The organism is Acidovorax sp. YS12 (assembly GCA_021496925.1).
Lineage (GTDB): Bacteria > Pseudomonadota > Gammaproteobacteria > Burkholderiales > Burkholderiaceae_C > Paenacidovorax.
The window spans coordinates 4,195,728-4,217,006 of sequence record CP053915.1; the positions used below are offsets into that span (position 1 = coordinate 4,195,728).

21 protein-coding genes are annotated in these 21,279 nt (G+C 69.8%); 13 read left to right on the plus strand and 8 right to left on the minus strand.

The features are described from left to right. Positions 1–21: 21 nt before the first annotated feature. On the minus strand, positions 22–912 hold the full coding sequence (locus tag YS110_18780; GenBank protein ID UJB66663.1) for a LysR family transcriptional regulator: 891 nt from the start codon (positions 910–912) through the stop codon (positions 22–24). A 79-nt stretch (positions 913–991) separates the two neighbouring features. Between YS110_18780 and YS110_18785 the strand changes: the two genes are divergently transcribed. Further along, the gene (locus YS110_18785) at positions 992–1,990 is read left to right on the plus strand and encodes an NAD-dependent epimerase/dehydratase family protein (protein UJB66664.1); all 999 of its coding nucleotides are present in this window, start codon (positions 992–994) and stop codon (positions 1,988–1,990) included. A 9-nt stretch (positions 1,991–1,999) separates the two neighbouring features. On the opposite strand, the gene ruvC is transcribed toward YS110_18785, so the two are convergent. From ruvC to YS110_18810, 5 genes are read right to left on the minus strand one after another with little or no spacing between them, the layout of a single operon-like run. Then, positions 2,000–2,560: a crossover junction endodeoxyribonuclease RuvC gene (gene ruvC / locus YS110_18790; protein UJB66665.1), complete on the minus strand. Its 561-nt coding sequence runs from the start codon at positions 2,558–2,560 to the stop codon at positions 2,000–2,002. Positions 2,561–2,572: 12 nt separating this feature from the next. After that, positions 2,573–3,280, minus strand: coding sequence for a monofunctional biosynthetic peptidoglycan transglycosylase (gene mtgA / locus YS110_18795; protein ID UJB66666.1), 708 nt, complete (start codon positions 3,278–3,280; stop codon positions 2,573–2,575). Further along, positions 3,277–4,110 carry a shikimate dehydrogenase gene (aroE, locus tag YS110_18800; protein UJB66667.1) on the minus strand — a complete coding sequence of 278 codons (834 nt, stop codon included), beginning with the start codon at positions 4,108–4,110 and terminating at the stop codon, positions 3,277–3,279. The genes mtgA and aroE overlap by 4 nt, the downstream gene beginning before the upstream one ends. Then, positions 4,107–4,985, minus strand: a complete 879-nt coding sequence (locus tag YS110_18805; protein UJB66668.1) for a TonB family protein — start codon at positions 4,983–4,985, stop codon at positions 4,107–4,109. Before YS110_18805 ends, aroE begins: the two co-directional genes overlap by 4 nt. Positions 4,986–4,991: 6 nt before the next feature. Then, the gene (locus tag YS110_18810) at positions 4,992–7,061 is read right to left on the minus strand and encodes an RNB domain-containing ribonuclease (GenBank protein UJB66669.1); all 2,070 of its coding nucleotides are present in this window, start codon (positions 7,059–7,061) and stop codon (positions 4,992–4,994) included. An 81-nt stretch (positions 7,062–7,142) separates the two neighbouring features. On the opposite strand from YS110_18810, the gene YS110_18815 reads away from it, so the two are divergent. Beyond that, positions 7,143–8,660: an O-antigen ligase C-terminal domain-containing protein gene (locus YS110_18815; protein ID UJB66670.1), complete on the plus strand. Its 1,518-nt coding sequence runs from the start codon at positions 7,143–7,145 to the stop codon at positions 8,658–8,660. On the opposite strand, the gene YS110_18820 is transcribed toward YS110_18815, so the two are convergent. Continuing rightward, positions 8,647–9,234: an esterase gene (locus YS110_18820; GenBank protein UJB66671.1), complete on the minus strand. Its 588-nt coding sequence runs from the start codon at positions 9,232–9,234 to the stop codon at positions 8,647–8,649. The two genes, YS110_18815 and YS110_18820, sit on opposite strands and share 14 nt — an antisense overlap. Before the next feature lie 42 nt (positions 9,235–9,276). On the opposite strand from YS110_18820, the gene rodA reads away from it, so the two are divergent. From rodA to YS110_18845, 5 genes are all read left to right on the plus strand, one after another. After that, the gene (rodA, locus tag YS110_18825; protein ID UJB66672.1) at positions 9,277–10,446 is read left to right on the plus strand and encodes a rod shape-determining protein RodA; all 1,170 of its coding nucleotides are present in this window, start codon (positions 9,277–9,279) and stop codon (positions 10,444–10,446) included. Between the two features lie 40 nt (positions 10,447–10,486). Beyond that, on the plus strand, positions 10,487–11,947 hold the full coding sequence (tldD, locus tag YS110_18830) for a metalloprotease TldD (protein ID UJB66673.1): 1,461 nt from the start codon (positions 10,487–10,489) through the stop codon (positions 11,945–11,947). 26 nt (positions 11,948–11,973) lie between these two features. Continuing rightward, positions 11,974–12,492, plus strand: coding sequence for a hypothetical protein (locus tag YS110_18835; protein ID UJB66674.1), 519 nt, complete (start codon positions 11,974–11,976; stop codon positions 12,490–12,492). Between the two features lie 230 nt (positions 12,493–12,722). After that, the gene (locus tag YS110_18840; protein ID UJB66675.1) at positions 12,723–13,853 is read left to right on the plus strand and encodes a 3-deoxy-7-phosphoheptulonate synthase; all 1,131 of its coding nucleotides are present in this window, start codon (positions 12,723–12,725) and stop codon (positions 13,851–13,853) included. Positions 13,854–13,895: 42 nt separating this feature from the next. Continuing rightward, positions 13,896–14,207 carry a hypothetical protein gene (locus tag YS110_18845; GenBank protein UJB66676.1) on the plus strand — a complete coding sequence of 104 codons (312 nt, stop codon included), beginning with the start codon at positions 13,896–13,898 and terminating at the stop codon, positions 14,205–14,207. A gap of 138 nt (positions 14,208–14,345) precedes the next feature. Here the strand turns inward: YS110_18845 and mpl are convergent, their stop codons facing one another. Next, a complete protein-coding gene (mpl, locus tag YS110_18850; protein UJB66677.1) occupies positions 14,346–15,782 on the minus strand; it encodes a UDP-N-acetylmuramate:L-alanyl-gamma-D-glutamyl-meso-diaminopimelate ligase in 1,437 nt (478 codons plus the stop codon). A gap of 151 nt (positions 15,783–15,933) precedes the next feature. On the opposite strand from mpl, the gene YS110_18855 reads away from it, so the two are divergent. From YS110_18855 to YS110_18880, 6 genes are all read left to right on the plus strand, one after another. Beyond that, complete coding sequence (locus tag YS110_18855) at positions 15,934–16,530, plus strand: hypothetical protein (GenBank protein ID UJB66678.1); 597 nt, start codon at positions 15,934–15,936, stop codon at positions 16,528–16,530. Beyond that, on the plus strand, positions 16,527–17,090 hold the full coding sequence (locus tag YS110_18860; protein ID UJB66679.1) for a TlpA family protein disulfide reductase: 564 nt from the start codon (positions 16,527–16,529) through the stop codon (positions 17,088–17,090). The genes YS110_18855 and YS110_18860 overlap by 4 nt, the downstream gene beginning before the upstream one ends. A gap of 124 nt (positions 17,091–17,214) precedes the next feature. Then, entirely contained in the window at positions 17,215–17,664 is a 450-nt protein-coding gene (locus tag YS110_18865; protein UJB66680.1) for an acetyl-CoA carboxylase biotin carboxyl carrier protein, read from the plus strand. 108 nt (positions 17,665–17,772) lie between these two features. Next, positions 17,773–19,122 carry an acetyl-CoA carboxylase biotin carboxylase subunit gene (accC, locus tag YS110_18870; protein UJB66681.1) on the plus strand — a complete coding sequence of 450 codons (1,350 nt, stop codon included), beginning with the start codon at positions 17,773–17,775 and terminating at the stop codon, positions 19,120–19,122. A gap of 76 nt (positions 19,123–19,198) precedes the next feature. After that, a complete protein-coding gene (gene prmA / locus YS110_18875) occupies positions 19,199–20,086 on the plus strand; it encodes a 50S ribosomal protein L11 methyltransferase (GenBank protein UJB66682.1) in 888 nt (295 codons plus the stop codon). A gap of 34 nt (positions 20,087–20,120) precedes the next feature. Beyond that, positions 20,121–21,260, plus strand: a complete 1,140-nt coding sequence (locus YS110_18880) for a DUF3426 domain-containing protein (protein ID UJB66683.1) — start codon at positions 20,121–20,123, stop codon at positions 21,258–21,260. The last annotated feature ends 19 nt before the right edge of the window (positions 21,261–21,279 follow it).

Sequence of the window (21,279 nt, forward strand, 5' to 3'; positions counted from 1 at the left end):
GGGCGAGCATGATCGCGTTGCTCAGGAGGCTGGCTGAAGCGCTTGGCGCAGGCAGGCCGTCACGTGGTCGGCGAAGCCGCGCACGCGCGCCAGTTTGGCGGAGCGCTGGCTCATGACCAGCCAGAGCGTCTTGCGCGGCACGGCCTCGCAGGTGCCAATCCGGGCGAGAGAGGGGTCGTCCCTGGCCAGTTCGTCGGGAATCACGCCAGCGCCCAGGCCCTGCCGCACGGCATCGACCAGGGCCGCCAGCGTCTGCGTGCGCAGCGACACCGCGCGGACCTGGGACTGGAGCCAGCGGCTCTCCTTCAGGCCTTGCTGTTCCCCGCCCAGCACCACGCCCGTGCCGCGCGCCAGAAGCATCCGCGCCTGTCCGGGCGAAGGCGTGGCCACGGCCATGCCCTGGCGGGCCGTGTAGACGCCGAAGTGCAAGTACCCCACGCGGCGCACCACCAATCCCTCGGAGCGCGGCTGCAGCGTGCGCAGCGCGATGTCGGCTTCGTCCTTGCCGATGTCCAGGGCGCGGAACGAGGTGTCGAGCGCGAAGTCCACGCCGGGGTTCTGCGCCCGGAAGGACGCGATGGCCTGCACGGCCAAAGGCTCCAGCCCCTCTGCCAGCGTGAGCCGGATCGATCCGGACGCGCGGCTGTCGGCGCCGACGGCATCGCGCAGGGTGGCTTCGAGCGCCAGGCCCAGGGGCTCCAGGGCCTGAACCAGGCGCGCGCCGTTGCCCGTCAGCGTGGTGCCGGCGTGGTTGCGGTGCACCAGCTGGACGCCCAGGCCCGCTTCCAGGGCCGCCAGGCGGCGCGACAGCGTGGTGGTCGCGATGCCCAGGGCCCGGCCCGCATCCAGGAGCGAGGCATGGTGGGCGACGGCAAGCAGCAGCCGGAGGTCGTCCCAGTTCAGGTTTTGCATTCGTGCAGATCCGTTTCGCAGGCGTTGGCACGGGGGCCGGTGGTTTGCAGACTGGCGGGCATCAACCCAGGAGTATTGCTTGAACCAGAAGACTGCATTCGTAACCGGCGCGGCGGGGTTTTTGGGCCGCCATCTCGTATCCACCCTGGCGCAGGCCGGCTGGCGCATCCATGCGCTGGTGCGTGGCGCCGCCCCTGGCTGGCTGGCGGCGCAGGCCGGCGTGACCGTGCACCGCGGCGCGGCCGAGGACCGGGCCGCGCTGCGTGCGGCGATGCCGCAGGGGGTGGACGCGGTGTTCCACCTCGCGGGCAACACGTCGTCGTGGCGCGGGGACGCGGTAGCGATCCAGCGCGACAACGTGTTCGCCACCCAGGCGCTGCTGGACGTTGCGCGCGAGCGCGGCGCGGCGCGCGTGGTCATGACATCCACGCTGGGGGTGTTCCGCCTCGGGGGGCGCATCGAGGAGCGCAGCGCGATGCTCGCCCCGGGGGAGCGCAATCCCTACCTGCGCAGCAAGCTTCTGGCGGACGCGATGCTGTCGGACGCCGGGCAGCGCGGGCTGCCGGTCGTCAGCCTCCACCCGGCGCACATGCTGGGGGCCCATGATGTGTCTGGCTGGGTCCGCCTCTTCGACGATGCCGCCGCCGGGCGGATGGCGGCCGCGCCAGGCGGGCGGGCCAGCTTCTGTGCGGCGCGCGAGGTGGCCCGTGCGCACCTGGGCGCCGCGCTGCTGGCAGCGCCCGCAAGGCGCTATGTGCTTGGCGGGGCCGATGCGAGCTACCTGGAGCTGTTCCGCCGGATCGCGCACCTGACGGGCGCGAAGCCGGTGACGCGCACCGTGCCGAAGGCGCTTCTGTACACGGTGGCCTGCGCGGCCCAGGGGGCGTCCTGGCTGCGCGGGCGGCGCCCTGCGGTCACGCCAGGCCTGGCGCGGATCCTGGCGGGTGAGCTGGTGTGCGATTCGGCGCTGGCCGAGGCCGATCTCGGCTACCGCGCCGTGCCTTTGCCGGACATGCTGCAGGAGAGCTTCGCGGACTGGTCGGCGCGCCGGTCGCCTGGCGCCATCCAGGGGCTTTGAACCGGCGGCTCAGTAGCTGCGTCCGCCCTTGTACATGGCGTGCTGGCGGCGTTGCAGCGGCGCCACCGCAGCAATGCGCCCCATCGCGGCGCCAGCATGGGCGTGGGTGATGGCCAGCCCCAGCGCGTCGGCCGCGTCGGTGCCCGGCAGGCCGGGCAGCTCCAGCAGGCGGCGCACCATCTCCTGCACCTGCGCCTTGGCGGCGCGGCCGTGGCCGACCACCGCCTTCTTCATCTGCAGCGCCGTGTACTCGGCCACGGGCAGGTTGGCGTTGACCAGCGCGGTCAGCGCCGCGCCGCGTGCCTGGCCCAGCAGCAGGGTGGATTGCGGGTTGACGTTGACGAACACGATCTCCACGGCCGCCGTATCGGGCTGGTAGCGCGCCGCCACCTCGGTGATGCCGTCGAACAGCAGCTTGAGCCGCCCGGGCAGGTCGCCCAGCGCGGGCGCGGCGCGGGCGCCCGTGGTGCGGATGGTGCCGCTGGCCACGTAGCGCAGGTGGTGGCCCTCCACGTCCACCACGCCGAAGCCAGTGGTCTGCAAGCCGGGGTCGATGCCGAGGATGCGCATGGGGCTGGGTTGTCAGGGCAGCTGCGCCGAGGGCATGCGCGCCAGGATGGTGCGGGCGCGCTGCGCCAGGTAGGGCGAGCCGGGCTGCTTCTCGTAGTGCTTGGGCGCGGGCAGCATCACCGCCAGGCGGGCGGCCTCGGCCGGTGCCAGTTGGGCGGCGCTCTTGCGGTAGTAGTGCTGCGCGGCGGCCTCGGCGCCGAACACGCCCGCGCCCCATTCCACGCTGTTGAGGTAGATCTCCAGGATGCGCTGCTTGGACAGCAGGTGCTCCAGCGCGAAGGCCAGCACCAGCTCCTGCCCCTTGCGCAGCAGGGTGCGCTCGCCTGACAGCAGCAGGTTCTTGGCCAACTGCTGGGTGATGGTGGAGCCGCCGCGAATCCTGGGCGGGCGCTGGGCCGTGGCGCGCGCCTCGGCCTTGGCGTTGCGCTCGCGCGCCTTTTCGATCGCGCTCCACTCCACGCCGTCGTGGTGGACGAAGCCGTCGTCTTCCGAAGCCAGCACGGCGCGCTTGAGGTGGTCGGAAATCTGCGCGTAGGGCACCCACTGCTGGCGCCAGCGCAGGCCGCCCGGGCTGTGCCACAGCGCCCAGGCCTCGGAGCGCTGGAAGGTGGTGGACTGCGGGGCGGCCCACGCCATGGCGGCGATGCGCGCGACGAAGAACAGCTGCAGGCCCAGGGCCGCCAGCAGCAGCAGCGCCACCCAGCGTGCCAGCGCCTTCATGCCATGGCGCTGCGCAGTTCGGCCAGCACCTGGGCCGACGGGGGGCGCATGCCGCGCCAGAGGGCAAAGGCCTCGGCAGCCTGCTCCACCAGCATGCCCAGGCCGTCGCGCGGGCAGGCGCCGTGGCGCGCGGCCCAGTCGAGGAAGGGCTGTGCGGCGCTGCCGTACATCATGTCGTAGGCCAGGCTGCCGGGGCGCAGCACGTGGGCGGGCACCGGCACCCCGGCGCCGGCCAGGCTGCTCGCGGTGGCGTTGATGATGATGTCGAAATCGTGCTCCAGCCCTTGCATATCAAGCGCAAGCAGCTCTGTTTTTTGTAGCGCTGCAAGGGGCATGTGGGCCTGCACCAGCGCCTGGGCACGGGCTGCGGTACGGTTCATCACCGCCACGCGGCGCGGGCCCTCGTGCAGCAGCGGGCCGAGCACCCCGGCGGCGGCGCCGCCCGCGCCCACGAGCAGCACGTCGCGCCCGGCCAGCGGCACGCCGGCGTTGCGCTGGATGTCGGCCACCAGGCCCAGGCCGTCGGTGTTGTCGGCGTGGATGGCGCCGTCCTGGAAGACCAGCGTGTTGGCCGCCGCGGCGAGCTGCACGCGCGCGCTGCGCGTGGTGGCGCACTGCGCGGCTTCGAGCTTGAACGGCACGGTGACGTTGCAGCCGCGCCCACCCGCCTGGGCGAAGGCGCGCACGGCCTGCGCGAAGCCGTCCAGCGGCACGAGCTGGCGCGTGTACTGCAGGTCGTGCCCGGTCAGGGCGGCGAAGCGGCCGTGGATCCAGGGGGAGCGGCTGTGCTCCACCGGGTTGCCCATCACGCAGTAGGTATCGAGGCTCATGGCTTGGCGGTGGCGGTGCCCGCGCTGGCTTCCAGCGTCTGCTCGCGCGTGAACTTGAAGCGCGAGACCACGGCGATCTGGTCGGCCTTGCGGCGCATGTCGGGGTTGAAGGTGCCGAACGGGCCGGCCGCGCGGGCGATGGCTTCGGCGCGGCGGTCCAGCAGGGCGCTGCCCGAGCCCTGCACGATCTCGGTGGCGAGCACGCGGCCGTCGTGGTTGACGGTGATGATCATCACCAGCTCGCCATAGAGCTTCCTGCCCGCCTGCTCGGGGAAGTTGGCCGTGCCCTTGTCCTCGACCTTGCGGCGCAGCGCGTCGTAGTAGATGGCGTAGGCCTCTTCGCGCACGGCGGGGCTGATGTAGCGCTTCTTCGGGCGGGCGTTTTCCTCGTTGATGCGCTTCTCGATCTCGGCCAGCAGCTTCACGAGCTGGCGGCGCTTGAGCTCCTGCGCCGCCTGCTCGCTGCTGCGGCTGGGGGTTTGCGCCTCGGTTTTGGGCATCTGCGCCACCTGCTGGCGCAACTGGGCCAGCAGCAGGGTCTGCTGCTCGTGCATGGCGTCGAGCTGGCGCTGCGCTTCCTCGAAGTCGTCGCCCACGGTGGTCAGCGCGGCGTAGGGCAGGGGGCTGGTGGCGCGCCCTTGGGCGGCGTCGCCGCCGCCCGCCAGCGCGGCTTGCGCGATGGCCTGGGCCTTGTCCGGCGCTTCGGTGGACTTGGCGTTCACCAGGATGACTTCCAGCGGCGTGTCCTGGAACACGCGGTTGAAGCCTTCCGGGTCGACGAAGCGCACCGTCAGCAGCGCCGCGTGCACGGCCACGGACACGCCCAGCGCCAGCTGCAGCGTGCTCAGGCGAAGGAGGAAGGAGGGGGCTTTCATCTCACCTCACGGGGCGGGGCTGGCGTTGTCGGCGGCCTCGTTCACGTCCACGGCGATGGCGATGGGGCCGGCCACGGCGCTGTCGTCGTCTTCCTCCTCCACGGGGCCGTCGTCGCTCGGGTCGGCGGGGTCGTCCAGGCGCTCGGTCACCGTGCCGCTCACGTCGAGCGTGATCTCGTCGATCTCGCCGAGCTGCACGCGCACGCGCGCGCCGCGCTCCAGGTTTTGCGCGCCCAGCACGGGCAGCACCAGCGGCAGGCTGTCGGCGCGCACCAGGAAGTCGCCGCCGCCGCGCCCGTCCTTGATGACGGTGGCGTCCAGCGTGGCGATCTGGTTCTGCTGCAGGTACTTGAGCGTCCAGAAGCGCTCCATGCCGGCCTGGTAGCCGTTGTAGGCGCCGTAGGCGGTATCGAAGCTGCTGATGATGCCGAACAGCTCGGCGTCCTTGGGCTTGAACGGCGCGGCCAGCGCGGCGGTCTTGCCGTGGCGCGCGCAGGCGATGATCTGCCACTGGTTCACCAGATCGACATAGCGGCGCAGCGGCGAGGTGGCCCAGGCGTAGCTCTTCACGCCAATGCCGGCGTGCGGCAGCGCCTTGGTGGACATGCGCACCTTCACCCCCGGCGCCAGGCTGGCCTGGCTGCGGTAGATGCCGGGCACGCCGTGCTCGGCCAGCATCTGGCCCCAGGTGCTGTTGGCGACGATGGCGGCCTCGGCCACGATCAGGTCCAGCGGCGCGCCGCGCTTGCGCGTGCCGATGCGCACCGTCTCGCTGCCGTCGGGCTCGGCGTCGCCGTTGCCTTGCAGGCGGAAGGTGTAGTCGGGCCGGTTGAAGGCCTCGGGCTTGCCGCGCACCACCTCACGGCCCGCCTTCAGGTGCTTTGCCAGGCGGTATAGAAATGAGAGCTGCTCGCGCAGGCCCAGCAAGGCTTGGGGGGTGTTTTCGCTCTGAATCGACGGGTCTTGCAGCCAGGCTTCGGTGACGATGTGGTCGAGCTGGTCGTGGCGCAGGTTCACGGCCACGGGCACGCGCTCCAGGCGGGTTTCGGTGGCGGTGATCTCCAGCGTGGCTTCGTCGATGGTGGCGTACAGCGACACGGCCGGGTTGGCGCGGCCTTCGTCCAGGGTGTAGATCTGCACCACCGCGTCGGGCAGCATGGTGATCTTGTAGCCCGGCATGTAGACGGTGGACAGGCGTGTGCGGCCCAGCTTGTCCAGGTCGCTGCCCGGCACGATGGCCAGGCCCGGCGCGGCGATGTGGATGCCCAGCGTGACGGTGCCCGTGCCCAGGCCCTGCAGCGACAGCGCGTCGTCGATCTCGGTGGTGGCCGAGTCGTCGATCGAGTACGCCTGCACCGGCGCCAGCGGCAGGTCGGCCGGGGGCTGCGGCGCGCTCAGCGGCGGGAAGCCCGTGCCCTTGGGGAAGTTCTCGAACAGGAAGCGCTTCCAGTGGAACTGGTAGCTCGAATCGATGGCGCCCGCGGCCTGCAGCAGATCCAGCGGGGCCTTGTGCGCGCTGCGGCTGGCCTCGACCACGGCCTTGTACTCGGGCGCGTTCTTGTCGGGGCGGAACAGGATCTTGTAGAGCTGCTCGCGGATCGGCTGCGGGCAGGCGCCGGCGGCCAGTTCGGCGGCCCAGGTGTCGATCTGCGCCTGGACCTGCTTTTTCTTCTCGATGGCGGCCAGCGCCTGCTGCACGATCTCGGCCGGCGCCTTCTTGAAGCGCCCCTTGCCTGCGCGGCGGAAGTAGTGCGGCGCCTCGAACAGGGCCAGCAGCATGCCGGCCTGTTCCGTCACCGGGGCGCTGGCAGAGAAATAGTCGCGCGCCAGGTCGGCGAAGCCGAATTCCTCGTCGGGCGCGAATTCCCAGGCCAGTTGCAGCTCCACGCTGGCGGCGATGGCGCGTGCCTGTTCCAGCAGTTCCGCGGGGGCGGGCTTGTCGAATTTCAGCAGGATATTGGCGGCCTTGGCCTTGACCCGTTTGCCCGAGTCGAGCTCGATCTGGGCCGAGTTCTCGGCTTCGGAGAGGATGCGGCCGGCGAGGAATTTGCCGGCTTCGTCGAACAGTGCATGCATGGGCGCCGATTCTCCCATGTTGTTCCGTGGCGCCGGGCGCGCTCTATATGATCCGCTGCTTTCCTTTCTTCCCCCCGCCCCATGCAGCCACGCGCGGCGGCGGCGCCGCTGGCCGTGCTGGCCCTGGCGCTGCCCTTTCTTTTCGCCTACACCCGCCCGCCCAGCGCCAACTTCTGGCCCTGGCTGGCCTCGTGGGCCTGCGCGGGCGTGCTGGCGGCGCTGCTGCTGGCCGGGCTGGACTGGCCGCGGCGCGGCTGGGCGCGCTGCTGGAGCGCGGCGCTGGTGTTGGCGGCGCTGGTGGCGGCGGGCATCGGGCTGGCGCAGTATTTCCTGGGCGACCCGGGCGGGGCGCCGTGGGTGCAGCCTTCGACGCCGGGCCAGGCCATCGGCAACCTGCGCCAGCGCAACCAGCAGGCCACGCTGCTGAGCCTGGGCCTGTGGGCCTTGCTGTGGGCGGTGGCGCAATGGCAGGCACGCTGGGGCACGGCGCAGGCGCCGCGCGGGGCGGGCGTGGCGGCGGGGCTGCTGCTGTCCTGGGGGCTGGTGCTGCTGGCCGCGGCCAGCGCCGCCACGGCCTCGCGCACCGGCGCGCTGCAGTGGCTGCTGGTGCTCGGGCTGGCGCTGCTGTGGCGCCGTGCGCTGGGGCCTGTGCCGCTGGCGCTGGCCGCCGTCGGCCTGCTGGCCTATGGCGCTGCGTCATGGGCGCTGCCGCACCTGCTGGAGCAGTGGACGGGGATTCCAGCCGACCGGCTGTTTGCGCGCTTTGCCGACGACGGGCAGGGCTGCGGCGGGCGCAAGGTGCTGTGGACGAACGTGCTCCACCTGATCGCCCAGCGGCCCTGGACGGGCTGGGGCTGGGGGGAGCTGGACTACGCGCACTACGTCACCCAGTTTCCCGGCACACGCTTTTGCGTGCTGCTGGACAACGCGCACAACCTGCCGCTGCACCTGGCCGTGGAGCTGGGCGTGCCCGTGGCGGTGCTGGCGGTGCTGGCCTTGCTCGTGTGGGTGCTGCGTGCCGGGCCCTGGCGCGAGCCCGATCCCGTGCGCCAGTTGGCCTGGGGCGTACTGGCGCTGATCGGCCTGCACAGCCTGCTGGAGTATCCGCTGTGGTACGGGCCGTTCCAGGTGTCCGCGCTGGTGGCGGTGCTGCTGCTGTGGCGGCGGGGGCCGCACCTGGCGCCCGTGGCGCGCGGCGCGGGGGCGCTGGCGCTGTGCGCCCTGCTGGCTGCCGGCGCGTATGCGGGGTGGGACTACTGGCGCGTCGGCCAGGTCTACCGGCCCGCCGCCCAGCGCGCCCCGGCCTACCGCGACGCCACGCTGGACAAGGTGGCCGACACGCGGTTGTTCGCGCGCCAGGTGGAGTTCGCCCGCCTGACCACCACGCCGGTGACCCGGGACAACGCCCAGGCGCAGTACGCCATGGCGCTGCGCCTGCTGCACTTCTCGCCCGAGCCGCGCGTGATCGAGCCGCTGATCGACAGCGCCCGGCTGCTGGGGCTGGACGCGCAGGCGGCGTTCCATGAAGAGCGCTTTCGCCAGGCCTACCCGGACGACTACGCGCGCTGGGTGCGCCGCCGCGGTATCAAGCCAGACTGAGGAAATCCACCACCTGCGGCAGCAGCGCGGGAAACTCGCTCAGCGCGTGGTCGCCGCCCTCGCGCACGATCTGGCGCGCCTGCGCATAGCGCGCGGCCATCTCGCGCCAGTCCAGCAGTTCGTCGCCCTGGGCGATCAGCGCCAGTTCGGGGCCGGCGGGCGGGCGGCCGCGCACGTCCAGCGTGCGCAGTTCGTCGATGTACTCCGCGTGGAAGAACAGGCGCTGCGCCGGGTCATGCCAGGCCGTCTGCTCGCCGATGTAGCGCGCCAGGTCGCGCGCCGGATCGACGGCCGGGTTCAGCACCACGCTGGGGCAGCCGGCCTGCTGGGCCACCCAGCTGGCGTAGTAGCCGCCCAGCGACGACCCGACGACGGCCATGCGCGCATGCGGCCAGCCGGCAATGCCCTGCATCACCAGCGCCATGGCCGCGCGCGGCGATGGCGGCAATTGCGGGCACCAGAAATGCACCCGGGGATGGTGCTGCGCCACATGCCGGGCCATGTGCTGCGCCTTGGCGGACTGGGGGGAGGAGCGGAAGCCGTGCAGGTAGAGCAGGTGGGTGGTGGTGACCATGGGGCGGGTTCTACCATGGCGCGCCGCCGATAATGCAAGGTTATGTCCGCCGTTTTCGACAAACCCTCGCTCGCGCAACGCATCCTGCCGCTGTTTCGCGGGTTCGACGGGATTCTGGTGCTGCTGTGCCTGCTGCTGGCGGGCGCGGGACTGCTGGCCATGTATTCCTCGGGCTACGACCACGGCACGCGCTTCGTGGACCATGGCCGCAACATGCTCATCGCCCTGGCGATCCTGTTCGTCGTGGCCCAGGTGCCGCCGCAGAGGATCATGGCCTTCGCCATGCCCTTGTACACGCTGGGCGTGGCGCTGCTGGTGGCGGTGGCGCTGTTCGGCATCACCAAGAAGGGTGCGCAGCGCTGGATCAACCTGGGCGTGGTGATCCAGCCGAGCGAGATCCTCAAGATCGCCATGCCGCTGATGCTGGCCTGGTGGTTCCAGAAGCGCGAGGGCCAGTTGCGCCCGCTCGATTTCGTCGTGGCCGGGGCGCTGCTGGCGGTGCCGGTGGGGCTCATCATGAAGCAGCCGGACCTGGGCACCTCGCTGCTGGTGATGGCGGCCGGGCTGTCGGTGATCTTCTTCGCGGGCCTGTCGTGGCGCCTGGTGCTGCCGCCGGTGATCCTGGGCGCCATCGGCATTGCGCTCATCGTGGCCTATGAGCCGCAGCTGTGCGCGGAGGGCGTGCGCTGGCCGGTGCTGCACGACTACCAGCAGCAGCGCATCTGCACCCTGCTGGACCCGACGCGCGACCCGCTGGGCAAGGGCTTCCACATCATCCAGGGCATGATCGCCATCGGCTCGGGCGGGGTGTGGGGCAAGGGCTTCATGGCCGGCACCCAAACGCACCTGGAGTTCATTCCCGAGCGCACCACCGACTTCATCTTCGCCGCCTACTCGGAGGAGTTCGGGCTGGCGGGCAACCTGTTCATCATCATCTGCTTCCTGCTGCTGGTATGGCGCGGCCTGGCCATTGCCATGGGCGCGGGCACGCTGTTCGGCCGCCTCATGGCCGGGGCGGTCTCCACCATCTTCTTCACCTACGCCTTCGTCAACATGGGCATGGTCAGCGGCATCCTGCCCGTGGTGGGCGTGCCGCTGCCGTTCATCAGCTATGGCGGCACGGCCATGGTCACGCTCGGGCTGGCGCTGGGGGTGCTGATGTCGGTGGCGCGGGCGCAGCGCCTGCCGGCGGCGCAGCCACGGCCCTTCTGATCCTCCCGCATGGACATGGCGGCGTGCCTACAATTCCGCCATGATTTCCCGCGAACCCACCATCGAACGCCTGGCCACGGCGCGGCAGTTGCTGCTGCAGCCTTTCGGCCTGGACGAATCCCACCTGGCGCAGGCCCTGGCCGAGATCCGCGCGCACCGCGTCGATGACGCCGACCTGTACTTCCAGTACACGCGCAGCGAGGGCTGGAGCCTGGAGGAGGGCATCGTCAAGACGGGCTCGTTCTCCATCGACCAGGGCGTGGGCGTGCGTGCCGTCAGCGGCGAGAAGACGGCGTTCGCCTACTCCGACGACATCTCCGTGGCCTCGCTCCTTGATGCGGCCCGCACGGTACGGGCCATTTCGGCCGCAGGCAAGGCTGGGCGTGCGCGAGCAGCTACGCAAAAGATAGCGAAGAGCCGCTCCCTCTATCCGGAGATCGACCCTATCGCCACGCTGGACAGCACGGCCAAGGTGCAGTTGCTGGAGAAGGTGGAGCAGCGCGCCCGCGCCCAGGACCCGCGCGTCGTCCAGGTCATGGCGGGCCTGGCCAGCGAGTACGACGTGGTGCTGGTGGCCCGTGCCGACGGCACCCTGGCGGCGGACGTGCGCCCGCTGGTGCGCCTGTCGGTCACGGTGATCGCGCAGCAGGGCCAGCGGCGCGAGATGGGATCGGCGGGCGGCGGCGGGCGCTTCGGCCTGGCCTATTTCGACGATGCGCAGATCGCCCAGTACGTGCGCGAGGCGGTGAACGCGGCGCTGGTCAACCTGGAAGCGCGCCCCGCGCCCGCGGGCGAGATGACGGTGGTGCTCGGCCCCGGCTGGCCCGGCGTGCTGCTGCACGAGGCCGTGGGCCACGGGCTGGAGGGCGACTTCAACCGCAAGGGCTCCAGCGCGTTCAGCGGCCGCATCGGCCAGCGCGTGGCGGCCAAGGGCGTGACGGTGCTGGACGACGGCACCATTGCCGACCGGCGCGGCTCGCTCAACGTCGATGACGAAGGCCACGCCAGCCAGCGCAACGTGCTGATCGAGGACGGCATTCTCAAGGGCTACATCCAGGATGCGCTGAATGCGCGGCTCATGGGCGTGGCGCCGACCGGCAACGGCCGGCGCGAAAGCTATGCCCACATCCCCATGCCGCGCATGACCAACACCTACATGCTGGGCGGCGACAAGGACCCGCAGGAAATCGTCGCCAGCATCAAGAAGGGCCTGTACGCCACCAACTTCGGCGGCGGGCAGGTGGACATCACCAGCGGCAAGTTCGTGTTCTCGGCCAGCGAGGCCTACTGGGTGGAAAACGGCAAGATCCTCTACCCGGTCAAGGGCGCGACCATCGTCGGCAGCGGCCCGGAGTCGCTGAAGAAGGTCAGCATGATCGGCAACGACATGCGCCTGGACAGCGGCGTGGGCACCTGCGGCAAGGAGGGCCAGAGCGTGCCCGTGGGCGTGGGCCAGCCGACGCTGCGCATCGACGGCCTCACGGTGGGCGGCACCGCCTGAGTGGCCGGCAGCGCAGGCGTTTCCCCATGCCTTCGCTGCGTACATCCCGGCTGCTGCAGGCGCAGTCCTTCGACGCCATCAGCCAGCTCCTGCGCGAAGGGCTGGCCGATGAGGCCACGCGCGAAATGCGCGACGGCCTGAGCGCCCTGTCGCAGCAGATCGAGGCACTGGTCCAGGCCCGGCGCAAGCGCGTGGACGTTTCCACGCTCATTCCCCTGGGCCGGGCGCTGGCCGACAGCGCCAGTGCGCACCAGCGGCTCATGCATGGGCTGGGCGCGCCGTGGCAGTCGCTGTACGAATTCGCCGCCTACCAGCGCGACCTGCGCCGGTTGCGCGATGCGCTCGACGCCTGGCTGCTCGTGCTGGAACAGCACAGCCGGCGCGAGCGGCGCGTGTTCCAGCAGTTCGAGCAGCGCGCATGGCGCACCCTGGGCGGTGCCCTGCTGCTCATCGACATGTACGAGCAGAGCAGCGCCTGGCCCGCCGAGGCGCAGCCCGTGCGGGCGTATTCCTGGTGGCAGCGGGTGCGTGCATGGCTGGGTTGAGCGCGTTGCCGCCAAGCAACGCCGGTTTGTTGCACTGCCGCAAGACGTGCTACATTGAAACGATGCAGATGCGCAGCGCTTTCTACTTTTACTTTTGGTTCTCTGTCCTAGGCGGATGAGAGGAACGCGCGCAAGCACCCAAGACACCTCACACGACAACCGCCGCAGCTGAAAAGCCCGGCGGTTTTTTGTTTTTCGCTCCCTTGTTTTCACCCTTCGAGAGAAACCCCATGACCGTGCAAGCCTCCCCCGCCAGCGATGCCTGGTACCGCAGCGTCGAGAAAACCAGCCAGACCGACGACGAACGCATCCAGGACATCACCGTGCTCCCCCCTCCCGAACATCTGATCCGCTTCTTCCCCATCCGGGGCACCCAGGTGGAGTCGCTGATCACGCAGACCCGCCGCAGCATCCACGACATCATGGCCGGCCAGGACGACCGGCTGCTGGTCATCATCGGCCCCTGCTCGATCCACAGCCCCGAGGCGGCGCTGGACTATGCCCGCCGCCTGCAGCCGCTGCGCGAGCAGTACAAGGACAGCCTGGAAGTCGTGATGCGCGTGTACTTCGAGAAGCCGCGCACCACCGTCGGCTGGAAGGGGCTGATCAACGACCCCTACCTCGACGAGAGCTACCGCATCGACGAGGGCCTGCGCATTGCGCGCCAGTTGCTCATCGAGATCAACCGCCTGGGCATGCCCGCCGCGAGCGAGTTCCTCGACGTGATCTCGCCGCAGTACATCGGCGACCTGATCAGCTGGGGCGCCATCGGCGCGCGCACCACCGAGAGCCAGGTGCACCGCGAGCTGGCCTCGGGCCTGTCGGCGCCGATCGGCTTCAAGAACGGTACGGACGGCAACATCCGCATTGCCACCGACGCGATCCAGTCGGCCGGCCGCGGCCACCATTTCCTCTCGGTGCACAAGAACGGCCAGGTGGCCATCGTGCGCACCAACGGCAACCAGGACTGCCACGTCATCCTGCGCGGCGGCAAGGCGCCCAACTACGACGCCGCCAGCGTAGCCGCCGCCTGCAAGGACCTGGAGGCCGCCGGCCTGCCGTCCACCCTCATGGTCGATTGCAGCCACGCCAACAGCTCCAAGAAGCATGAAAAGCAACTGGACGTGGCCCGCGACATCGGCGCGCAGATCGCCGCGGGTTCGCGCAGCGTCTTCGGTGTGATGGTGGAGAGCCACATCCACGCGGGGGCGCAGAAGTTCTCGCCGGGCAAGGACGATCCGCGTGCGCTGGAATATGGCAAGAGCATCACCGATGCCTGCCTGGGGTGGGACGACTCGGTCGCCTTGCTGCAGGCGCTTTCCACGGCCGTGCTGGCGCGGCGCAAGCTGCAAAGCGTGTAAGCTTGTTGTCCCTATCATCCATTCTTCAAAGAGGGTTACCGCATGCACAGCGAAGTCTCGGTGGCTTTGTCGCCCCAGCAGGAGTTCCGTTTCGACCTGGAGGGGCAAGAGCCTTTGTCCAACGAGGCCGCGCGCCGTTGGCTGGACGAACAGTTCACGCAACTGGAGTGCGAGCCGCTGCGCGCCAGCGGCAAGGTGCTGCTGGCCGACAAGGTGCTGGTGGTGGCACAGGCGGCCGGGCTGGCCCGGCTGTCCGACCCGCAGTGGGGCCAGACCTTCGCCAAGGCTGCCAGCGCCGCGCTGTCCAAGCCGGTGGTGCGGGTGGACGTTCAGGCCATGGCGGTGACGTTCTGAAATCAAGCACCCCCTGAGTCGCCTTCGGCGCCTTCCCCCTCTCTCACGCTGCGCGTGGGAGGGGGACGCAGCCAGTGCGGTGGGGCGGCCCTTGCACGGTTGCCGCGCATGGGCCGCGCCGGTTTCATGCGATGCGCGCTATGGATAACTGAGTCCGGCGCCTGGGCCGGTACCGGCTCCCGCGCCTGCGGCGAGCGCGGCCAGCAGCAGGCCGTGCACGCCGCCGAAACCGCCGTTGCTCATGCACACGATGTGGTCGCCCGGCCGTGCGGCGGCGGCCAGTTGCGCCACCAGGCTGTGAATGTCCGCCGCCGTGTGGGCACGCTCTCCCAACGGGGCGAGTGCCGCCGCAGCATCCCAGTCCAGCCCTGCGGTGTGGCAGTACGCCTGGTCGGCGCTCTCCAGTGCCCAGGGCAGCTGGGCCTTCATGGCGCCGAGTTTCATGGTGTTGCTGCGCGGCTCGAAGGCCGCCAGGATGCGCTGGCCCGGCGGCAGGCGGCGGCGCAGCCCTTCGAGCGTCGTGCGTATCGCCGTGGGGTGGTGCGCGAAGTCGTCATATACCGCCACGCCGCCCACGGTGCCGCGCAGCTCCATGCGGCGCTTGACGTTCTGAAAGCGCGCCAAGGCCTCGGCTGCCACGCCGGGGGGCACGCCGGCATGCTCGGCGCCGGCGATGGCTGCGAGTGCATTGAGCTGGTTGTGCGTGCCCGAGAGCTGCCATTCCACACGCGCCACGCTGGCGCCACCGCGCAGCACGTCGAACGCCTCGGGCGGGCCTTCGGCGCGGTAGTCGCTGCTGGCCGCGCCGAACGTGCGCTGCTCGCTCCAGCAGCCCTGGTGCAGCACGCGCGCCAGGCTTTCCTCCAGCCCATTGGCGATGATGCGGCCCGAGGCCGGCACGGTGCGCACGAGATGGTGGAATTGGCGTTCGATGGTGGCCAGATCGTCGAAGATGTCGGCGTGGTCGAACTCCAGGTTGTTGAGGATGGCGGTGCGCGGCCGGTAGTGCACGAACTTGCTGCGCTTGTCGAAAAAGGCGGTGTCGTATTCATCGGCCTCGATCACGAACCAGGGGCGCTCGCCGCTGTCGGTGACGGCAGGGCCCAGGCGGGCCGAAACGCCGAAGTCCAGCGGCACCCCGCCCACGAGAAAGCCCGGTGCCTTGCCCGCGCATTCCAGAATCCAGGCCAGCATCGAGGTGGTGGTGGTCTTGCCGTGGGTGCCCGCCACGGCCAGCACATGGCGGCCCTGCAGCACATGCTCGGCCAGCCACTGCGGGCCGCTGGTATAGGGCGCGCCGGCATCCAGGATGGCTTCCATCAGCGGGAACTTCGGGCTTCCGTCGGCCAGCCGCGCGCGGCTGACCACGTTGCCAACCACGAAGACGTCGGGGCGAAGTGCCATCTGCCCGGCGTCGTAGCCTTCGACCAGCGCGATGCCCAGGGCGCGCAGCTGGTCGCTCATCGGGGGGTAGACGCCGGCGTCGCAGCCCGTGACCTTGTGGCCCGCCTCGCGTGCCAGCGCGGCCAGGCCGCCCATGAAGGTGCCGCAGATGCCCAGGATATGTATATGCATGGGGGCGATTCTACGTTTGCAATGAAAAAGTCTCGCAGCGCAGGCTGGTATTGCGCTGGTAGCTATCAATTTCAGAGTTTGAGGGTATTCGCGTGCCATGGTGGCGGCTTGGCGCGACAATCTTCGCGGTTGCTGCCGAACAGGGGGGCTCATGCACAACACCACCACTGCCGAGATTGCCAACGCCGCTGCCCGCCTGGTGGTGGAGGAGGGGCTTGACTGGGGCTCGGCCAAGCGCCGCGCCGTGCGCGACCTGGGGCTGCCCGCCCGCACGGCGCTGCCGGACAACGACCAGGTGGAAGACGCGGTGCGCGAATACATCGCGCTGTTCTGCGCCGACACGCAGCCGGGCGAGCTGCTGGCGCTGCGGCGCCTGGCGCTGGTGTGGATGGAGCGGCTGGCGGCCTTCCGTCCGCATCTCACGGGTGCCGTCTGGCATGGCACGGCCACGCGGCTCTCGGATATTTACCTGCAGTTGTTCTGCGATGACTGCAAGTCTGCCGAAATTGCCTTGATCGACCACCATGTGGACTATGAGCCGCGCACGGTCACGGGTTTTCATGGCGAGAGTGTCGAGGCGCTGACGCTGGGCGCCATGTGTCCCGAGCTGCAAACCATGGTGGGCGTGCATCTGCTGGTCTATGACCTGGATGATCTGCGTGGCGCATTGCGTCCCGATTCCCGCGGGCGGCTGCCGCGCGGCGACATCGCAGCCGTGCGCCGGCTGGTGCAGGAGACGGCGGCATGAAGGACGCAATGGATACCACCGCCGCCGTCAGCGCTACGCGCAGGCGCTGGCTGTATGCCGGGGTTGCCGTGGCCGCCGCTGGTGGCGGTGCCACGCTGGCGTGGCGGCACCTGCAGCCAGAGGCGCTGGCGCTGGCGCCGGGGCCGGAGGCGAACCTGTGGAGCCAGTCCTTCGTCACCCCGGAGGGCTCACCCTTGGCGATGGCGGCCTTCAGGGGGCGTCCGCTGGTACTCAACTTCTGGGCGACATGGTGCCCGCCCTGCATCGAGGAACTGCCTTTGCTCAATCGCTTCTACGGCGAACGCAAGGCCCAGGGCTGGCAGGTGCTGGGGGTGGCGGTGGACCAGACGCCCGCTGTGCGTAAATTCCTGGAGAAACTGCCCCTGGAGTATCCCGTCGCCATTGCCACTTCGGGAGGGATGCAACTGGGCCGCGCGCTCGGGAATCTGCAGGGCGGGCTGCCCTTCACCGTCGTGCTGGGCGCGGATGGGCGCATCCGGCACCGTAAAATCGGTCAGGTCCAGGCGCAGGATCTGGCCCGCTGGGCCGATCCGGTTTGATCCAGATGCCTTGGCGGTGCAGATTTCCATTCCGACGTTGATGAAAAATGGGGTCCGATGGCAGAAATAGGGTGAAATTGGAGTACATTCGCGCCCTATTCCGTTTTTAGCCGTTGGAGACCCCATGGATTTGCGAAAACTCAAGACCCTGATTGACCTGGTTTCCGAGTCGAATGTGTCGGAGCTGGAAATCACCGAGGCAGAGGGCAAGGTACGCATCGTCAAGGGCGGCGGCGCGGTCGTGCAGCAGTTCGTCGCGGCGCCCATGCAGGCCCCGGTGGCCCAGGCGCCTGCTGCGGGCGCGGCCGTCCCCGAGCTGCCAGCCCCCCCCGCGCCTGCGGGCCATGTGATCAAGTCGCCCATGGTCGGCACGTTCTACCGGGCCGCCAGCCCCGGCGCCAAGCCCTTCGTGGATGTGGGCAGCCAGGTCAAGGAAGGCGATACCGTCTGCATCATCGAAGCCATGAAGATCCTCAACGAGATCGAGGCCGACAAGTCGGGTACGGTGACCCGCATCCTGGGCGAGAACGGCCAGGCGGTCGAGTACGGTCAGCCGCTGTTCGTCATCGAGTGATGCCGGGGCGCCGCCGCGGGCGGCCTGGCCGCTTCCTTCTTCTTTCGCGGAGGGTGCCGCGCCTGTTTCATGCGTCGCTGGTGATGCGATGCCTCATGGAAAACGGATATGTTTAAAAAAATCCTCGTTGCCAACCGCGGCGAAATTGCCTTGCGCATCCAGCGCGCATGCCGCGAGCTGGGCGTGAAGGCCGTGATGGTCTATTCCGAGGCCGACCGCGACGCCAAGTACGTCAAGCTGGCCGAAGAGGCGGTGTGCATCGGCCCGGCGCCCTCGCCGCTGTCGTACCTGAACATGCCGGCCATCATCTCGGCGGCCGAAGTCACCGACGCCGAGGCCATCCACCCGGGATACGGCTTCCTGGCAGAAAACGCCGACTTCGCCGAGCGTGTGGAAAAGAGCGGCTTCCAGTTCATCGGCCCCACGCCCGAGTCGATCCGCATCATGGGCGACAAGGTGTCGGCCAAGCAGGCCATGATCCGCGCTGGCGTGCCCTGCGTGCCCGGCTCCGAGGGCGAGCTGCCCGACGACCCGGTGCAGATCCGCCGCATCGCGAAGGCCATCGGCTACCCCGTCATCATCAAGGCGGCGGGCGGCGGCGGCGGGCGCGGCATGCGCGTGGTGCATACCGAGGCGGCGCTGGTCAATGCGGTGCAGATGACCAAGGCCGAGGCAGGCGTGGCCTTCGGCAACCCGGCCGTCTACATGGAGAAGTACCTCCAGAACCCGCGTCACATCGAAATCCAGGTGATGGCCGACAAGTTCAAGAACGCCGTGTACCTGGGCGAGCGCGACTGCTCCATGCAGCGCCGCCACCAGAAGGTGATCGAGGAGGCGCCGGCCCCGGGCATCGCGCGCAAGCTGATCGAGCGCATCGGCGAGCGCTGCGTCGCGGCCTGCAAGAAGATCGGCTACCGGGGCGCGGGCACGTTCGAGTTCCTGTACGAGAACGGCGAGTTCTACTTCATCGAGATGAACACGCGCGTGCAGGTGGAGCACCCGGTGACCGAGCTGATCACCGGCGTGGACATCGTGAAGACGCAGATCATGGTGGCCGCTGGGGAGAAGCTGCCCTTCACCCAGCGCCAGATCGAGATCCGTGGCCATGCCATCGAGTGCCGGGTGAACGCCGAGGATCCGTACAAGTTCACCCCCTCGCCGGGCCGCATCACCATGTGGCACATGCCCGGCGGCCCCGGCGTGCGCGTGGACTCGCACGTCTACAACAATTACTTCGTGCCGCCCAACTACGACTCGATGATCGGCAAGATCATCGTGCATGGCGATACGCGCGAACAGGCGCTGGCGCGCATGCGCACGGCGCTGTCCGAGACCGTGGTCGAGGGCATCAGCACCAACGTGCCGCTGCACCAGGAACTGATGGTGGACGCCAATTTCACCGCCGGCGGCACCAACATCCATTACCTGGAAGAGTGGCTGTCGCAGCACAAGCGCTGATGGCCTTGCCGCCATTGCCCCGCTGGCCTGCGTGTTCGCGCGCAGGCCAGCTTTTCGTTTTTGCCAGGAGCCGTTGATGTTTGAGTTGAGCCTGCTGTGTCCCGAGGACAGGGTCGAAGACCTGAGCGACGCCCTGGACGCCCTGGATGCCCTGAGCGTGTCGGTGGAGGACGCCGATGCGCAGACCGAGGCCGAACAGGCCCTGTTCGGCGAGCCCGGCATGCCGCCGCCGCGCGAGGGCTGGCAGCGCAGCCGCATCGTGGCCTTGTTCACGGCCCGTGAAGGCGCCGAGGAGGCGCAGCGGCTCCTGGAGGCCCAGGAGTTCTTTGCCGGCTGCCAGGTGCTGGGCATCGTGCCGGTGCAGGACCAGGACTGGGTGCGCCTGACGCAGTCGCAGTTCACCCCGGTGGAGATCACGCCGGACTTCTGGATCGTGCCCACCTGGCACGACCTGCCCGCGCAGGCGCGCACCAGCATCCGCCTGGACCCGGGCCTGGCCTTCGGCACGGGCACGCACCCGACCACGCGCATGTGCCTGCGCTGGATCGCGCGCCAGGGCGGCGCGCAGGGCCTGGGGTGCGTGCTGGACTACGGTTGCGGCTCCGGCATCCTGGCCATTGGCGCCGCCAAGCACGGCGCCGTGAATATTGACGCCGTCGATATCGACCCGGCCGCCGTGGATTCGACGCGGCTCAACGCGCAGGCCAATGGCGTGCAACTGCACGCCGGGCTGCCCGAGCAGGCCCAGGGTCTGTACCAGACCGTGCTGGCCAATATCCTGGCCACCCCCTTGAAGGTGCTGGCGCCGCTGCTGTGCGCCCATGTGGCGCAGGGTGGCCACCTGGTGCTGGCCGGGATCCTGGAGCGGCAGGCCGAGGAACTGCAGCAGGCCTACGCGCCGTGGCTGCGGCTCGTGGTGTCCGACCGCGAGGATGGCTGGATCCTGATGACGGCGGTGCGCTAACCGTACGCGGGGTGGTTCCTACAATGCCGAGCCGATGAGCCAGATCACCTGCTGCCCTTCCTGCGGAACGAAGTTCAAGGTCGTCGCGGACCAGCTGCGCATTTCCGAGGGCTGGGTGCGGTGCGGCCAGTGCAAGGAAATATTCGACGCATCGGCCCACATGCAGGCCGTCGTCGCGGCACCGCTGTTGCCGGACTTCCCGCTCGAAGAAGGGGCAGTTGCGCATGCCGCGCCCGTGGTGCCTGCGCCCGCGCCGGAGCCCGTCGCGCCCCTGCTGGAGGTGCCCGGGCCGGTGGTGCCCGCCTTTCTCGCGGTGCCTGCGCCACCGCCCGTGGCCGTGGCCGTGGTGGAGCCCGCGGAGCCCATGCCGGCCGAGGCCGAGGCGGTTCCCGAGGAGGCCCCTGCGCTGGCGCCGGAAGTGCCGGAGGTGGCGGAGGCGCCCGCCGAGGACGCGCTGGAATTCCCGGCGCTCCTGCCCGTGGATCCATGGGTGCAGGAGATACCGCAAGAAGCTTCCGCCGAGGTGCCCGGCGAACCGGCCGGCGATGCCGTGCCGGCCACTGCACCGCCGGCCGTGCCTGCGGCTGCTACCCCGCCTGCTCCGGTGCAGCCGCCCCCCTCCAGCGAGGAGGAAGACGTGGACGGAGACGCTACCCCCGAGCCCGGCTTCGTGCGCGCGGCGCGGCGCCAGGCGTTCTGGCACAGCGCGGGCGTGCGCTTCGTGCTGCTGCTGCTGTGCCTGGCGGCGCTGGCCGGGCTGGCCGCGCAAATGGCCGTGCACCAGCGCAATGCGCTGGCCGCCGCGCAGCCACAGCTGCGCCCGTGGCTGGAACTGGCGTGTGCCCGGCTCGGCTGCGCCATCGGCCCGGACCGGCGCATCGCAGTCGTGGCCATCGACAGCTCCGGTTTCGTCAAGGCCGGGCGCGGCGACTCCTACCAATTGACACTGGCGATCAAGAACCTCTCCGGCGCGGCCGTGGCGATGCCCGCCGTCGAGCTGACCCTGACCGATGCGCAGGATCAGGCCGTGCTGCGCCGCGTGCTGCTGCCCGCCGAGCTGGAAGCGCCCGTGGAGCTGGCCGCGCATGGCGAATGGAGTGGCCAGACCATGGTGGTGCTGGCCGGGCCCGCGCTGCGCTTGTCGGGCTACCGCGTGCTGGCCTTCTATCCCTGATTTTTTATTTGACTGGACA

Excerpts from the sequence above, each read along its gene's own strand:
- YS110_18780 (UJB66663.1), bottom strand. The coding sequence starts at position 912 with ATGCAAAACCTGAACTGGGACGACCTCCGGCTGCTGCTTGCCGTCGCC.
- ruvC (UJB66665.1), bottom strand. The coding sequence starts at position 2,560 with ATGCGCATCCTCGGCATCGACCCCGGCTTGCAGACCACTGGCTTCGGC.
- mtgA (UJB66666.1), bottom strand. The coding sequence starts at position 3,280 with ATGAAGGCGCTGGCACGCTGGGTGGCGCTGCTGCTGCTGGCGGCCCTG.
- aroE (UJB66667.1), bottom strand. The coding sequence starts at position 4,110 with ATGAGCCTCGATACCTACTGCGTGATGGGCAACCCGGTGGAGCACAGC.
- YS110_18805 (UJB66668.1), bottom strand. The coding sequence starts at position 4,985 with ATGAAAGCCCCCTCCTTCCTCCTTCGCCTGAGCACGCTGCAGCTGGCG.
- YS110_18810 (UJB66669.1), bottom strand. The coding sequence starts at position 7,061 with ATGCATGCACTGTTCGACGAAGCCGGCAAATTCCTCGCCGGCCGCATC.
- YS110_18815 (UJB66670.1), top strand. The coding sequence starts at position 7,143 with ATGCAGCCACGCGCGGCGGCGGCGCCGCTGGCCGTGCTGGCCCTGGCG.
- YS110_18820 (UJB66671.1), bottom strand. The coding sequence starts at position 9,234 with ATGGTCACCACCACCCACCTGCTCTACCTGCACGGCTTCCGCTCCTCC.
- rodA (UJB66672.1), top strand. The coding sequence starts at position 9,277 with ATGTCCGCCGTTTTCGACAAACCCTCGCTCGCGCAACGCATCCTGCCG.
- tldD (UJB66673.1), top strand. The coding sequence starts at position 10,487 with ATGATTTCCCGCGAACCCACCATCGAACGCCTGGCCACGGCGCGGCAG.
- YS110_18835 (UJB66674.1), top strand. The coding sequence starts at position 11,974 with ATGCCTTCGCTGCGTACATCCCGGCTGCTGCAGGCGCAGTCCTTCGAC.
- YS110_18840 (UJB66675.1), top strand. The coding sequence starts at position 12,723 with ATGACCGTGCAAGCCTCCCCCGCCAGCGATGCCTGGTACCGCAGCGTC.
- YS110_18845 (UJB66676.1), top strand. The coding sequence starts at position 13,896 with ATGCACAGCGAAGTCTCGGTGGCTTTGTCGCCCCAGCAGGAGTTCCGT.
- mpl (UJB66677.1), bottom strand. The coding sequence starts at position 15,782 with ATGCATATACATATCCTGGGCATCTGCGGCACCTTCATGGGCGGCCTG.
- YS110_18855 (UJB66678.1), top strand. The coding sequence starts at position 15,934 with ATGCACAACACCACCACTGCCGAGATTGCCAACGCCGCTGCCCGCCTG.
- YS110_18860 (UJB66679.1), top strand. The coding sequence starts at position 16,527 with ATGAAGGACGCAATGGATACCACCGCCGCCGTCAGCGCTACGCGCAGG.
- YS110_18865 (UJB66680.1), top strand. The coding sequence starts at position 17,215 with ATGGATTTGCGAAAACTCAAGACCCTGATTGACCTGGTTTCCGAGTCG.
- accC (UJB66681.1), top strand. The coding sequence starts at position 17,773 with ATGTTTAAAAAAATCCTCGTTGCCAACCGCGGCGAAATTGCCTTGCGC.
- prmA (UJB66682.1), top strand. The coding sequence starts at position 19,199 with ATGTTTGAGTTGAGCCTGCTGTGTCCCGAGGACAGGGTCGAAGACCTG.
- YS110_18880 (UJB66683.1), top strand. The coding sequence starts at position 20,121 with ATGAGCCAGATCACCTGCTGCCCTTCCTGCGGAACGAAGTTCAAGGTC.